This is a genomic window from Mycobacterium sp. (assembly GCF_035653355.1).
Lineage (GTDB): Bacteria > Actinomycetota > Actinomycetes > Mycobacteriales > Mycobacteriaceae > Mycobacterium.
On sequence record NZ_DASRBZ010000137.1, the window covers coordinates 1 to 12673 of the forward strand.

Here is a 12673-nt window from a genome sequence, read left to right on the forward strand (position 1 = left end):
CGGCGTTGCTGCTGGGTGCCCGGGGGCGACGACTCGACGTGCGCCAGGCCCGCACCGTCGTGCATCAGACCGTGGCCGCGGTCGACGGCGCACCCGACATCGGGCCGCACGGGCTGCGGCACAGCGCAGCCACCCATCTGCTCGAGGGCGGGGCAGACCTGCGCGTGGTTCAGGAACTGCTCGGACATTCCAGCCTCGCGACCACCCAGCTGTACACCCACGTCTCGGTCGCGCGATTGCGCGCAGTCCACGACCAAGCTCACCCCCGGGCCTAGCGCGCTACTGGTCCCTAATCAGGAGCCTCCGAGGAGGGCGATACCTGTTGTGCCCGCCTTCGAGCGATTCGACGCAGCGAAATCGTGCGAAGGCGGGCAAATAGTGTCCCCGGGCAGAGAGTTCTGTGAGCGCTGCGGCGCCGCTCATCCCAGTGGCTTCAAGCGGATCGGCGTCGACGCCAGCAGACCCAGCGGATCGACATAGTCGGCGCGCGCCGCCGCACCCCACATCGCGCCCCAGTGCAGGCAGGCAGCGACCGTGCAGCCTGGGTGACCGGCCACCAACTCGCCGATCACCGTCCCGCTCGCGACTAGTTGACCGACCCGAACCACGGCCCGCACCGGCTCGTAGCTGGTATGCAAACCGCCCGGGTGGGCCAGCGACACCACTGGCCGTCCCGCCAGCAAGCCCGCGAACACCACCGTCGCGCTGCCCGCCGCATAGACCGGCTGACCGGGCACACCGGCCAGATCCACCCCGCGATGCCCGCGATTCCAGTTGGGCAACGGCGCGTCGAAGCTGCGCGCGACTGCCGGGCGCGGCCGCAACGGCCACTGCAACCGGGCCTCGTCGGCAACAGCCGGCGCCGCACACAGCAGTGCCGCCCCCAACAGGACCGCAACAGATCGCACTGGATCAGTCCACCGGCCCGCGGGGTCGGGCGCCAGGCAGGCTGTGGACAAAGCACCAGCTACTGGCGTGTAAACTCGTCGGCGCAGTCCACGTCGGTGGGCTGACTTCGCGTGTCTGCCGCCAATCAGATGCCGCGCGGTCCCTTCTGAAGGATTCGTCAGATGGGTGCGGCATCCCGCAGACGCCAGGGCCTGGCTTCACCCGACGCCAGGCGACAACCGACCACAGTAAAGGCACAGGCATGGCTGTTGTAACCATGAAGCAGCTGCTTGACAGCGGCACCCACTTCGGGCATCAGACCCGTCGCTGGAATCCCAAGATGAAGCGGTTCATCTTCACCGACCGCAACGGCATCTACATCATCGACCTGCAGCAGACGCTGACCTACATCGACAAGGCGTACGAGTTCGTCAAGGAGACCGTCGCCCACGGCGGCACCATCCTGTTCGTCGGCACCAAGAAACAGGCGCAGGAATCGATCGCGGCCGAGGCCACTCGGGTCGGCATGCCGTATGTAAATCAGCGCTGGCTGGGCGGCATGCTCACCAACTTCTCCACCGTGCACAAGCGCCTGCAGCGTCTCAAGGAGCTGGAGGCAATGGAGCAGACCGGAGGCTTCGAGGGCCGCACCAAGAAGGAGATCCTGGGGCTGACCCGCGAGAAGAACAAGCTCGAGCGCAGCCTGGGCGGCATCCGCGACATGAACAAACTGCCGTCGGCGGTCTGGGTCGTCGACACCAACAAGGAGCACATCGCCGTCGGCGAGGCCCGCAAGCTCGGGATCCCGGTGATCGCCATCCTGGACACCAACTGCGACCCGGACCTGGTCGACTACCCGATTCCGGGCAACGACGACGCGATCCGCTCGGCCGCGCTGCTCACCAAGGTGATCGCCTCGGCCGTGGCCGAAGGGCTGCAGGCCCGCGCCGGACTGGGCCGCGGCGACGGCAAGCCGGAGGCTGAAGCCGCCGAGCCGCTGGCTGAGTGGGAACAAGAGCTGTTGGCTGCCGCGACCGCGCCCGCCGCAGACCCGACCGCCCCCCAGGCGCAACCGGCGACAGACACCACTACCGAACAGGACCCTTCATAGGAAAGGCTGACCATTGGCGAACTACACCGCTGCCGACGTCAAGCGGCTTCGGGAGCTGACCGGCGCCGGCATGCTCGACTGCAAAAACGCGTTGGCCGAATCCGACGGCGACTTCGACAAGGCTGTCGAGGCGCTGCGGATCAAGGGCGCCAAGGACGTCGGCAAACGCGCCGAGCGGGCGACGGCCGAGGGACTGGTCGCAGCCAAGGACGGCGCGCTGATCGAACTCAACTGCGAGACCGACTTCGTCGCCAAGAACGCCGAATTCGGTGCGCTGGCCGATCGGATCGTCGCCGCCGCGGCCGTCTCCAAGGCAAGCGACGTCGACCCGCTCAAGGCTTCTCCTATTGACCAAAGTTCGGGGACTAAGACCGTCGAGCAGGCCATCGCCGAGCTGTCCGCCAAGATCGGCGAGAAGCTCGAGCTGCGTCGTGTCGCATTCTTTGACGGCACCGTCGAAAGCTACCTGCACAAGCGCTCGGCCGACCTGCCGCCGGCCGTCGGTGTGCTGGTGGAATACACCGGTTCCGATAAAGACGCCGCGCACGCCGCCGCGCTGCAGATCGCCGCGCTGAAAGCCCGCTACCTGAGCCGTGACGACGTGCCCGACGACGTGGTGGCCAACGAGCGCCGCATCGCCGAGGAAACCGCGAAGGCCGAAGGCAAGCCGGAACAAGCGCTGCCCAAGATCGTCGAAGGCCGGCTGGGCGGCTTCTTCAAAGATGTGGTGCTGCTCGAGCAGCCGTCGGTGTCGGACAGCAAGAAGACCGTGAAGGCGCTGCTCGACGAGGCCGGTGTGACCGTGACGCGGTTCGTCCGGTTCGAGGTCGGCCAGCCCTGACGGCAGCGCGTTGATAGCGTCGCTGCCATGCGACGAGTCCACGCGTTCGGCGACGACGCCCTAGGTGACCTCGACGCGGTCGCCATTGCTGAAGCGATCAACAGCGGGCAGCTGGCGCGGGCCGACATCATCGAGGCGGCCATTGCCCGCACCGAGGCCGTCAACCCGGCCCTCAACGGCTTGGCCTACCAGGCGTTCGACCGGGCGCGCGCCGAAACACCGCCCACGGATGCCTTCTTCAGCGGTGTACCGACGTTCATCAAGGACAACGTCGACGTCGCCGGATTGCCGACGATGCGGGGCACCGACGCGTGGGTGCCGCGTCGGGCCCCCGTCGACGGCGAGTTCACCCGGCTCTACCTGGGCACCGGGCTGATCTCGCTGGGCAAAACGCAGCTATCGGAATACGGCTTCAGCCCCTCCGCCGAGCATCCTCGGCTGGGACCGGTGCGCAACCCGTGGAATACCGACTACACAGCGGGCGCTTCGTCGTCGGGGTCGGCTGCGTTCGTCGCGGCCGGTGCAGTTCCGATCGCCCACGCCAACGACGGCGGCGGCTCGATCCGAATTCCGGCCGCCTGCAACGGATTGGTGGGTTTGAAGCCGTCGCGCGGCCGGTTGCCGGTGGACAAGGAGCTGCGCCGGATGCCGATCCGGCTGGTTGCCAACGGTGTGGTGACCCGGTCGGTGCGCGACACCGCGACCTTTTACCGCGAGGCCGAGCGCATCTGGCGGCACCCCAACCTGCCGCCCATCGGCGACGTCACGCACCCCGGTCGGCAGCGGCTAAAGATCGCCGTCATCACCCGCTCGGTCGATCGCGAGTCCACCCCCGAAATCCGCGAGCTGACACTGAAATCCGCCCGACTGCTCGAGGAACTCGGGCACCGCGTGGAGCATGTCGAAAACCCGCCGGTGCCTTCCACTTTCGGCGACGACTTCGTCCTCTACTGGGCGCTGCTTGCGCTGGGACAGATGTACATCAGCCGACGCAGGTTCGGCGACACCTTCGATGCCACCCGGCTGGACAACCTGACGCTGGGCCTGAACCGCCACGCGCGGCGCAACCTGCACCGCCTGCCGCTGGCGATCGCGCGGCTGCGCGCCATGCGGCGGCGCACGGCACAGTTCTTCGGCACCTATGACGCGGTGCTGACTCCCACGCTGGCCGACGAGACGCCGCCCGTCGGTCACCTCGACCCCACCGCCGATTACCAACAGGTCATGGACCGGATGCGCGACTGGGTTGCGTTCACGCCGCTGCAGAACGTCACCGGCGAGCCAGCGATCTCGCTGCCGCTGGCCGAATCCGCGAGCGGTATGCCTGTGGGCATGATGCTCTCCGCCGACATCGGGCGTGAAGCGCGGTTGCTGGAACTGGCCTACGAACTCGAAGAGGCACAGCCATGGGCCCGCATCCAAACCGGCGCCGATCGCGGAAAACGCTCATAGGGCGAGTGGCGCTAGCTGTTTAGCCCCAGCAGGATCGGGAATCACGATCGGGCGGCCGGCACCTTGGGGGGGCCGCGACAACCGATGGAGGTGCCTGCGATGACAGACGAAGGCGAAATCGAGCTGGAGCGAGTCCTATCCGCGATCAGCTATCCGTGCGACAAAGCGGAGTTGCTCCGCCGGGCCAGGGCCGACAGCACCGACGACGAGGTGCTGGCCCGCCTCGAACTCCTGCCGGATCGTATCTACGAGGGCGCCGACGAGGCGCTGATGTTCGCCGACGATTCCGAGCGATACCAGTCGGGGGACCCGCTCACCTGAACCCATCGGGCGATCAGGCCCGCAGCAATCGGCTCACGTCGTCGAGATGGGCGTGCAGGTCCGCCGGATCGGCGTAGATCCCCGCCGCGCCGGCCTGTTCCAATGCCTCGCGTGCCACCCCGCCGCAGAGCACGCCCACGGTCGGCACACCCGCGCGTCGACCCGCCTCCACGTCCCACACCGCGTCGCCGACGAAAACCGCGCGCCCCGGGTCGAGCCCGACCCGTTCGAGTGCGGTGCTGACGATGTCTGGATCGGGCTTGCCGCGGTCGACGTCGACGCTGGAGGTTATCTCGCTCACCAGGTCGTCGACGTCGAGCACCCGGCGCAGCAACGCCAACGTCTTTTCCGACGCCGACGAGGCCAACACCGTGCGCCATCCCCGCTCGGCGATGGCCTCGAGCAAGTCGCGGGTGCCCGGGAGAGGCCGCAGAACCGGCTCCAACTCGCCGAAATAGCGGCTATGCGCTTCCTTCGCTTCGTCGCCATGCGCGTCAGCAAGCTCGTCACCGAGCAGGATGCGGACGAGTTCGGAGCCGGCGCGACCCACAAGGCCGTGAATCCGCCAACACGGGACATCTTGGCCCACATCCAGAAACGCTCGATGCCAGGTCACCGCATGGTGGAAGTTGGAATCGACCAACGTGCCGTCGAGGTCCAACAAAATAGCCGGTGCGTCGGCGGCGGATTCGGCCACGACAACCCGTCCTCTCTATGCGTCGGCTCATTAGGTACCCCGACGAGTGCCCCGGAAACGTCGGCGGGCGGCAGTGTGCCGGGATTGCGCGGCGCGGACTTCGGGTAACCGGCATCAGGACCGGACACCGATGAGGGAGTGCCAGTGGGCGAATTGCGGGACGTAACCGCCAGCACAGCAGAACGTGCCCGCCAGGAAGCCGAGGAATATCGCGGCGACAACCAGCGCCCGCTGAGCGGATACCTGGCAGTGATGGCCATCTACGGCGTCGTGGTGGCGGTGACGGCGATCGTCGCCGCGGCCACCGGACGCAAGCTACCGGAGCGCTGGCAGCTGCAGGACCTGATCACCGTCACCTTGGGCACCCACAAGCTTTCCCGGACCCTGGCCAAAGACGCGGTGACCAGCCCGCTGCGGGCGCCGTTCACTCGCTACGCGGGCACGGGTGGTCCCGCCGAGGTGCACGAAGAGACCCGTCACGACAGCCAGTTGCGCCACAGTCTGGGAGAACTCCTGACCTGCCCGTTCTGCCTCGACATGTGGGTGGCCACCGGATTCGTCATCGGCTTGATCTTCGCACCGCGACTGACCCGCCTGGTCGCCGGCAGCTTCACCGCACTGGCCGGCGCCGACTTTCTCCAGTTCGCCTATGCGAAGGCGCAGCAGTCCGCAGGGAGCTGAGGTAACGACACAACCGATCGGGAGGTTTCCATGCCGAAGACAACCAAGGGCGGCAAGCCCAAAAAGAGCGAGTTGCCCAGCACGCTGAAGCGGTCCAACGCCAAAGCGCAACGGACGTTCGCCAAAGCCCACGACTCGGCTGCCGAGCAGTACGGCAGCGAGCAGCGCGCCCACCGGGTCGGCTATGCCGCACTCAAGCACAGTTTCGAAAAGGTCGGCGATCACTGGGAGCCCAAGAAGAAAAAGGGACCGTCGGACAAAGCCGCGGAAGGCGGCGGCCCGAACAACAAGGCCCCGTCGGCGGAGGGCGTCAACGCCAACGCCAGCAAGAAGCACCTGCTTGACGTGGCCCGCCGGCTCGACGTGCGCGGACGCTCCACGATGAGCAAGCCCGAACTCGTAGAAGCGATCAAGAAGGCCAACCGCCGCGCGCGGGCCCGCTGAGCATTGGAGCGCCAGCGCAGCCGGGTGCCTGGCGCTTGTCGCGCTTTATCAACCGCGCAACGAGTCACCACTGCGGCGAGCGGCGATGGTGGCCAGTCGACCGGCTGCCGCAGCGCTGCGCAGCGCCCATTCGGGGCACATGGGCGACTATGTCGCCTGGATGCTCGCCGTGCTCACCGCGCTGCCGCTGTGCTCCGCCAGCTGCAGTAGGCAAGTCGGCCGCACGGCGGAGGGCGTCACATCATTTCGCTTTTGATATAGCGGATGATGGCCGGCGCCTCCCGCCAGGCAAGAGCCAGCATGCCGAGGCCCAGGACAGCCATCACCAGGTAGACCGGGGCCGCGGGAATAGTGAACTCCTTCGGCAGTTTCGCGTTCATCACAAGCCTCTCATCCGGGCGGCAGGTTGGGCATGATCGGCAGAAATGCGTTGTGCTTCTTGGGGTGAACGCCGGTCGAGCGCCGGGCGTCGGCTTTGCCGTCTGACTTATGTCCCGGCTGGCTGTCGTAAGGTCCCTGATTGCCCTGTTGGACCCGCCACGAATGCGAGCCGGTAGTCGGCTTGACACGTGACCTGCCAACGCGGATCTTACTCATTCGAATTCCTTTCCTGCGAACTGAGTTCGGCAAAGAAGCGGTCGATCGCCGGCCACACCCGGCTGCCACCCGACAGCCCGCGCCATTGGCGACGGATCACCGCCACCAAGCGATAACAGTCGTCGATCGGCACAATCCAGTGTTCGTCGGCGCCGCGGGTGGTGTTCACCAGCACCGCCTCCACCGCCGGAGCGATGTCTCGCAACACCGGACGCTCACGTTGGACCGCTTGCCACGCCGTCGAATCCACTTCCCACTGAGTGACTCCAACAGGGCTGGGGTAGTTGGCGACAACAGTGCCATCGGGCTGAACGACGAAGAACGCCAGCCCAACGGGCACACCGAGCCGCGCAGTGCCGAATGCGGGCAGCCGCAACCGGCGATCGGGGATTAGGCGGTAATGCCCGCGACTGGCCGCTTCACGATGGAACAGCAGCTGGCATGGGTGACATACACACAGCACAGCGCCGGCCTGCTCGTCGAGCATGTGCCGGTGCGCGTCCGGAATCGGAGCATCACACAGTTGGCAACGCTGAGCCGGGATCTGTTGTGGCGATCGACGAATCGTGCGGCGCAAGGCATCCAATGTCATGCCGGTCTGAGGATGCGTGGACGCGGTCATGCGCGCACCTCCGGTCGCGCCATCAGGTTAGCCAGTGGGATGAACGCAGTGTCGCGAGCCGCACCTGAGACCACCTCGACGCCGGAGAGCTCCGGTGCCAGCGACAGCACCTCTTCGCGGATCACCTCGTCGATCCCGGCAAGTGAGGACCCACAGCCGTGCTTTGACAACCGCACCGTCGCGATGCCCTGGTCGATCCCGACGAGTTCGATTGCGCCGCCGCGGTCCCGCACTGCCTGCGACATGTCCCCGATGGCACGGGATACCCGTTCTCCCACCGACTCGGGATGGATGTCGTGCAACACCAGCAGATGTCCGAGCAGTTCGTCGCGGACGAAGGCGTCACGCAACTCCGGAATGCCAGCTGCATAACTGAGCGCGCGCGCCAGTGCCTCACCATAGACTTGCGTCAACGACGAAAGTGCCTCCCGCGCAACGTCTGCGGCTGGCCCCGGCGTGAGCTCCAGTTCGCCGAGTAGCTCGTTGAGCCGGGTGAGTGCCTCCCGGACCTGCTCGTCGCGGAGCCGTTGCGGTGGTTGTTCGGCGGGTTCGGTCATGAGCCCAGGAAGCTGGTCGGTGAATGGGTCTTCTTGATCGTGCGCCCACCGCCGACGTACATGTGCACACCGCAGGGCAGGCACGGGTCGAAGCTGCGCACCGCGCGCATGATGTCGACGCCCCGGAAGTCCTCAGGGCCGTTCTCCTCGAAGATCGGCATGTTTTGCACCGCATCCTCGTAGGGTCCCGGAGTGCCATAGGAATCACGGGGGCTGCCGTTCCACGGTGTCGGCGGGTACGGGTGATAGTTGGCAATGACGCCCTTGTCGATCACCATGTGGTGGGACAGCACTCCCCGTACTGCCTCGTGGAATCCGCAGCCGATCGCCTTGTCGTGAGGCACCTCGAAGTTGTTGAAGATTTTGGTTTCTCCCGCACGCACCATCTCCATCGCCCGCTCGAGGAAGAAGAACGCCATCGCCGCGGAATAGGCGATGAAGTAAACCCTGGCCCTGTCACGCTCGATCGCGTTGGACCACTGCGGAATTTTCCACTCCAGCGTGGTCTCGGGCAGCGTGCGACTCTTGGGCAGCGAGATCTGCACGCTGTGGCCGGTCGATTTCACATATGGAGTGTTGACCAGCCCCGACAGCGCGGTGCTGTAGAGCCGGGCGAACGGGCCACCGCCCGTGTCCAGCGCCAAGTGCTCGCCGCTGTTCTTGTCGAACCAGCGCGGGCTCATCACCCAGCTGTATTTGTCGTTGAAGTCCCGCTTCTGCGGATCGGGCAGCGTGGTTTGGTTCCAGGGATGGCGGATGTCCACCGGGTTGCCGAGCGGATCGTGCGTGACGAACGGTTCCTCGTTCACCCAGTCCTCGTAATACGAACTGCCCAGCAGGATTCGGATGCCCAAATTGATATCGACCAAGTCGTTGGTGACGAGCTTGCCGTCGACGATGACGCCGGGCGTCACAAACATCTTGCGACCCCAGTCGGACATGTGCTCGTACTTGTAGTCGACCTCGAACGCATCCTGCCAAGCGCCCCAACAGCCCAAAAGCACCCGCCGGCGTCCCACTTCCTCGTAGCCTGGCAATGCCTCGTAGAAGAAGTCGAACACGTCGTCGTTCATGGCGACGGCCTGCTTGACGAAGTCCAGGATGTCCAGCAACCGGGTCAGGTAATCGGTGAACGTGGTGGGCGAAGGCATGGTGCCGACGCCGCCGGGATAGAGCGTCGACGGGTGCACGTGCCGGCCCTCCATGATGCAGAACATCTCTCGGGTGGTTCGGCTGACCCGCAACGCCTGCTTGTAGACGTCGCCCTCGAAGGGGTTGAACGCGCGCATGATGTCGGCGATGGTGCGGTAGCCGTGAATCTGGGCGTTGCGGGCTTCCTTGTTCTCCGCCTTGGCCAACAAACCGGGATTGGTGTCTTTGACCATCGCCTCGCAGAAGTCGACGAAGACCAGGTTGTCCTGGAAGATGGTGTGGTCAAAGAGATATTCGGCGGCTTCGCCCAAGTTGATGATGGTCTCGGCCAGCGGCGGGTTATCGATGCCGTAGGCCATGTTCTGGCAGTAGATCGAACACGTCGTGTGGTTGTCGCCGCAGATGCCGCAGATCCGGCTGGTGATAAAACCGGCGTCGCGGGGATCTTTGCCCTTCATGAACACCGAATAGCCACGGAACAGTGACGACGTGCTGTGGCATTGCTCGACGGTCTTGGTGCCGAAGTTGATCTTGGTGTAGATGCCGAGGTTGCCGATGATCCGGGTGATCGGATCCCACGCCATCTCGATGGTCTGCGATCCCTCTTTCTTCCCGGTCTGCGCTGACTCGGTGAGCGTCATGTCTGATGTCCCTTCTGTATTCGCTCAAGCTTTGGTTGCCGCTGTCGTCACGGACGCCAGCGCGGGTTGTACCCGGTGGTGAGCTTGGGGCCTTTGTGGTGCCACTTGGGTTCGCGGTTGGCGTTGAGGTTGGTGAGCCCGCGCATCCGGCGGATCAGCGCGCCGTACGGCTTGACCACCATTGATGAGAAGCTGCCGCCAGGCGGAGCGTCCATGAACGGCATGAACTTGTCCGGGAATCCGGGCATGGTGCAGGCGATGCAGATACCGCCGACATTCGGGCAGCCCCCGACCCCGGACATCCAGCCTCGTTTGGGCACGTTGCAGTTGACCACCGGTCCCCAACACCCCACGTGGACTTGGCATTTCGGCGAGTTGTAGTCGTGAGCGAAGTCGCCTTGCTCGTAGTAGCCGGCCCGGTCGCACCCCTCGTGAACGGTTTTGCCGAAGATCCATTGCGGCCGCAGCATGTGGTCGAGCGGCGGGGGAGGCGCCGACCCCGCCGCGTGGTAGAGCACCCAAGTCAACGTCTCCATGAAGTTTTCCGGCTGCACCGGGCAGCCCGGAATGTTGACGATCGGAAGTGCACCACGGGATTTGAAGTCCCAGCCCAGATAGTCGGCGAGCCCCATGGAGCCGGTGGGGTTGCCCGCCATCGCATGGATGCCGCCGTAGGCGGCGCAAGTGCCGACCGCAACAACCGCCCACGCTTTAGGTGCCAGGTTGTCGAGCCACCAGCTCAGCGTCAACGGCTCGCCGGTTTCCAGATCGTTGCCAAACGATGTCCAGTACCCCTCTTCGTGGACGTTCTCGTTGGGGATCGATCCCTCGATCACCAAGATGAACGGCTCGAGCTCTCCCCGCGCCGCAGCCCGGAATGGCTTCAGGAACTCCTCACCGCCCAGCGTCGGCGAGAGCACCTTGTTGTGCAGGTTCACTTTCGGCAGACCGGGTATCAACCCAGTCACCACGTCTTCAATCGGCGGCTGCGCGGAGGCGGTCACCGAAACCGTGTCGCCGTCGCAGCTCATGCCCTCCGATATCCACAAAATGTGAATCTCGTCGAAGCCATGCGGCTTGGGTTGAGTCGCTTCTTGTGGCAGCGTCATTGCTTCACCCTTTCTTTAAGCCTCGTGTCGCATCACGTCTGGGGCCGCTTTTGGAACCGGTCACGTAGTCGGTCGTAGAGCGCCGCGACCGGCGCAGCGAGCGCCAGCTTCGGCGGCTCGGTCGGCGCCGCGGGGTGCGGCCTGGTGGGGGCCACCTGCTTGGCTTTGTCCACGACCTCGCCCAGCTCGACGAGGGCGTCTTCGTCGACTGCGTCCCGCAGCTTGGGCCATAGCCCCTGTTCTTCGTCTTGCACGTGTTCGTCGATCTCTTTTTGCAGTGTCGCGACCAGCTTCTCGGTTTCCTCGCGGTCGGAGCCCGCCTCGTCCAGCGCCACAAGCGTTTTCTTGACGGCCATGTGTTCGTCGAGGTGATGGTCGATTTCCTTGTCACCGTCGGGAATCGCCTGTTTGGCCAGCGGGTAGACCAACAGCTCTTCGAGCGCGGCGTGCTTGGACAGCTCTCGGATCATGATCTCGACCACGCCGCGGCGCTGTTCGTCGTTCTTCGCCGTCTGGTAGTCGCGGAACAGCTGCTCGACCATGCGGTGGTCGTTGTTCAACAGCTCAAGTGCATCCATAATCCCTCCTGACGACGGAGCCCTCTAAATCACACGAGTCCGCTTGTGGCAGCGGCATTTCCGCGTCGAGGGGCGACAACTCATCGGGTGCGAAGTAATAGAAGCGCCGGTACCACTGGTGTAGGTCGGCTCCGGGATCGTCGTCGAGGGTGACGGCAATCTGGTATTGGTCGTCCATGTCGACCAACACGTCGTCGACGACGGCGGTCCGATCTTTCAGGAAGATGTCGTGGGCGTCGGTGCCGCGCCGGCGGGGACGCAGCCGCACTCGGCTTCCCTTGGTGATCCGAACTCCGGCGACGATCACCGAATTGGGTTCGGGTTCCCGGTGGGGTTGCAGGGAACGAATCGCCCCGTGCAGCCGGTCCATGATTTCGCGCGGCATCGTATCGACGCGGTCGATGATGGCCGCGGCGCGCGGATCGGTCGCACGCGCTTCTTGCTTCTCGTCTTCTGTGAGGGTGCCCGTTCTCAGCGACAGGATTTCGTCTATCTCCGCGGCATCGAACAGATCGCCCGGGCTCTCCGGGCTGACTGCGGGGTAGTCGTAGAGCAGGATCGGCGACGACAGCATCACCTGAGAAGTTCTGCGGTCGCCCGGCTCGCCGGCAAGCACAGGAAAGGTGTGGATGTTGCGGCAGGCTTTCGCCGCGTGTGCCGCCCACTCGGGCGGGTCGAGCAGCGACAGGAACGCACCCTGGTCGACGCCGATCAGCGTGTGGGTCCCGATCATCGAGGTGCGCAAGGCCTCCGGGCGCGGCACTCCGGCCGCTGTGGTGCTGTCGGTGTTTTCGGTGTTGATGCGCAGCATGACTGAAGGGAACGGCGTCTGGGCATCGGCAACCGACAGGCGCATCGTCGCCGATATCGGCCGACAGGTACGAACGATGCGCCCGGAGCCCTCGGGAAGCAACTCGACGTCTTCTCCGGCGGGGATGCGTACGTCGGCGACGAGCGGTGAGCGACGAAGGTCGGCGATCGT

At 65.3% G+C, this 12673-nt stretch carries 16 protein-coding genes and 1 pseudogene; 7 read left to right on the top strand and 10 right to left on the bottom strand.

The window, feature by feature from the left end; translation table 11 throughout:
• Positions 1-275 (top strand): tyrosine-type recombinase/integrase (locus VFA16_RS04435; protein ID WP_324966645.1); only part of this gene is annotated, 275 nt, incomplete at its 5' end.
• Between the two features lie 150 nt (positions 276-425).
• Here VFA16_RS04435 and VFA16_RS04440 read toward each other — a convergent pair.
• Positions 426-944: pseudogene (locus VFA16_RS04440) on the bottom strand (M23 family metallopeptidase); the annotation flags it as partial.
• Positions 945-1150: 206 nt separating this feature from the next.
• Between VFA16_RS04440 and rpsB the strand changes: the two are divergent.
• The 4 genes from rpsB (at position 1151) to VFA16_RS04460 (ending at position 4613) form a co-directional block, all read left to right on the top strand.
• On the top strand, positions 1151-1999 hold the full coding sequence (gene rpsB, locus VFA16_RS04445; RefSeq protein ID WP_324966646.1) for a 30S ribosomal protein S2: 849 nt from the start codon (positions 1151-1153) through the stop codon (positions 1997-1999).
• A 13-nt stretch (positions 2000-2012) separates the two neighbouring features.
• Positions 2013-2840 carry a translation elongation factor Ts gene (gene tsf, locus VFA16_RS04450; RefSeq protein ID WP_324966647.1) on the top strand — a complete coding sequence of 276 codons (828 nt, stop codon included), beginning with the start codon at positions 2013-2015 and terminating at the stop codon, positions 2838-2840.
• Positions 2841-2867: 27 nt separating this feature from the next.
• Positions 2868-4292 (top strand): amidase, encoded by a 1425-nt coding sequence (locus VFA16_RS04455; RefSeq protein ID WP_324966648.1) that lies wholly within the window; start codon positions 2868-2870, stop codon positions 4290-4292.
• 99 nt (positions 4293-4391) lie between these two features.
• Positions 4392-4613, top strand: coding sequence for a DUF2795 domain-containing protein (locus VFA16_RS04460; protein ID WP_324966649.1), 222 nt, complete (start codon positions 4392-4394; stop codon positions 4611-4613).
• A 13-nt stretch (positions 4614-4626) separates the two neighbouring features.
• Here VFA16_RS04460 and VFA16_RS04465 read toward each other — a convergent pair whose 3' ends face one another.
• Positions 4627-5310: an HAD family hydrolase gene (locus tag VFA16_RS04465; protein ID WP_324966650.1), complete on the bottom strand. Its 684-nt coding sequence runs from the start codon at positions 5308-5310 to the stop codon at positions 4627-4629.
• A gap of 144 nt (positions 5311-5454) precedes the next feature.
• Between VFA16_RS04465 and VFA16_RS04470 the strand changes: the two genes are divergently transcribed.
• Entirely contained in the window at positions 5455-5991 is a 537-nt protein-coding gene (locus tag VFA16_RS04470) for a DUF1360 domain-containing protein (protein WP_324966651.1), read from the top strand.
• Between the two features lie 30 nt (positions 5992-6021).
• On the top strand, positions 6022-6435 hold the full coding sequence (locus VFA16_RS04475) for a ChaB family protein (protein WP_324966652.1): 414 nt from the start codon (positions 6022-6024) through the stop codon (positions 6433-6435).
• A 236-nt stretch (positions 6436-6671) separates the two neighbouring features.
• Here VFA16_RS04475 and VFA16_RS04480 read toward each other — a convergent pair whose 3' ends face one another.
• The 8 genes from VFA16_RS04480 to VFA16_RS04515 all read right to left on the bottom strand — a co-directional run.
• Positions 6672-6815 carry a hypothetical protein gene (locus VFA16_RS04480; RefSeq protein WP_324966653.1) on the bottom strand — a complete coding sequence of 48 codons (144 nt, stop codon included), beginning with the start codon at positions 6813-6815 and terminating at the stop codon, positions 6672-6674.
• Positions 6816-6825: 10 nt separating this feature from the next.
• Positions 6826-7032, bottom strand: a complete 207-nt coding sequence (locus VFA16_RS04485; protein ID WP_324966654.1) for a hypothetical protein — start codon at positions 7030-7032, stop codon at positions 6826-6828.
• The gene (locus VFA16_RS04490) at positions 7025-7654 is read right to left on the bottom strand and encodes a DUF5947 family protein (RefSeq protein ID WP_324966655.1); all 630 of its coding nucleotides are present in this window, start codon (positions 7652-7654) and stop codon (positions 7025-7027) included. The genes VFA16_RS04485 and VFA16_RS04490 overlap by 8 nt, the downstream gene beginning before the upstream one ends.
• The gene (locus VFA16_RS04495) at positions 7651-8211 is read right to left on the bottom strand and encodes a hypothetical protein (RefSeq protein WP_324966656.1); all 561 of its coding nucleotides are present in this window, start codon (positions 8209-8211) and stop codon (positions 7651-7653) included. The genes VFA16_RS04490 and VFA16_RS04495 overlap by 4 nt, the downstream gene beginning before the upstream one ends.
• Positions 8208-10004, bottom strand: coding sequence for a nickel-dependent hydrogenase large subunit (locus VFA16_RS04500; RefSeq protein ID WP_324966657.1), 1797 nt, complete (start codon positions 10002-10004; stop codon positions 8208-8210). Before VFA16_RS04500 ends, VFA16_RS04495 begins: the two co-directional genes overlap by 4 nt.
• A gap of 47 nt (positions 10005-10051) precedes the next feature.
• Entirely contained in the window at positions 10052-11113 is a 1062-nt protein-coding gene (locus tag VFA16_RS04505; RefSeq protein WP_324966658.1) for a hydrogenase expression protein HypE, read from the bottom strand.
• A 32-nt stretch (positions 11114-11145) separates the two neighbouring features.
• On the bottom strand, positions 11146-11691 hold the full coding sequence (locus tag VFA16_RS04510; protein WP_324966659.1) for a hemerythrin domain-containing protein: 546 nt from the start codon (positions 11689-11691) through the stop codon (positions 11146-11148).
• On the bottom strand, positions 11678-12673 hold a 996-nt coding region (locus VFA16_RS04515; RefSeq protein WP_324966660.1), incomplete at its 5' end, for a hypothetical protein. The genes VFA16_RS04515 and VFA16_RS04510, both read right to left, overlap by 14 nt.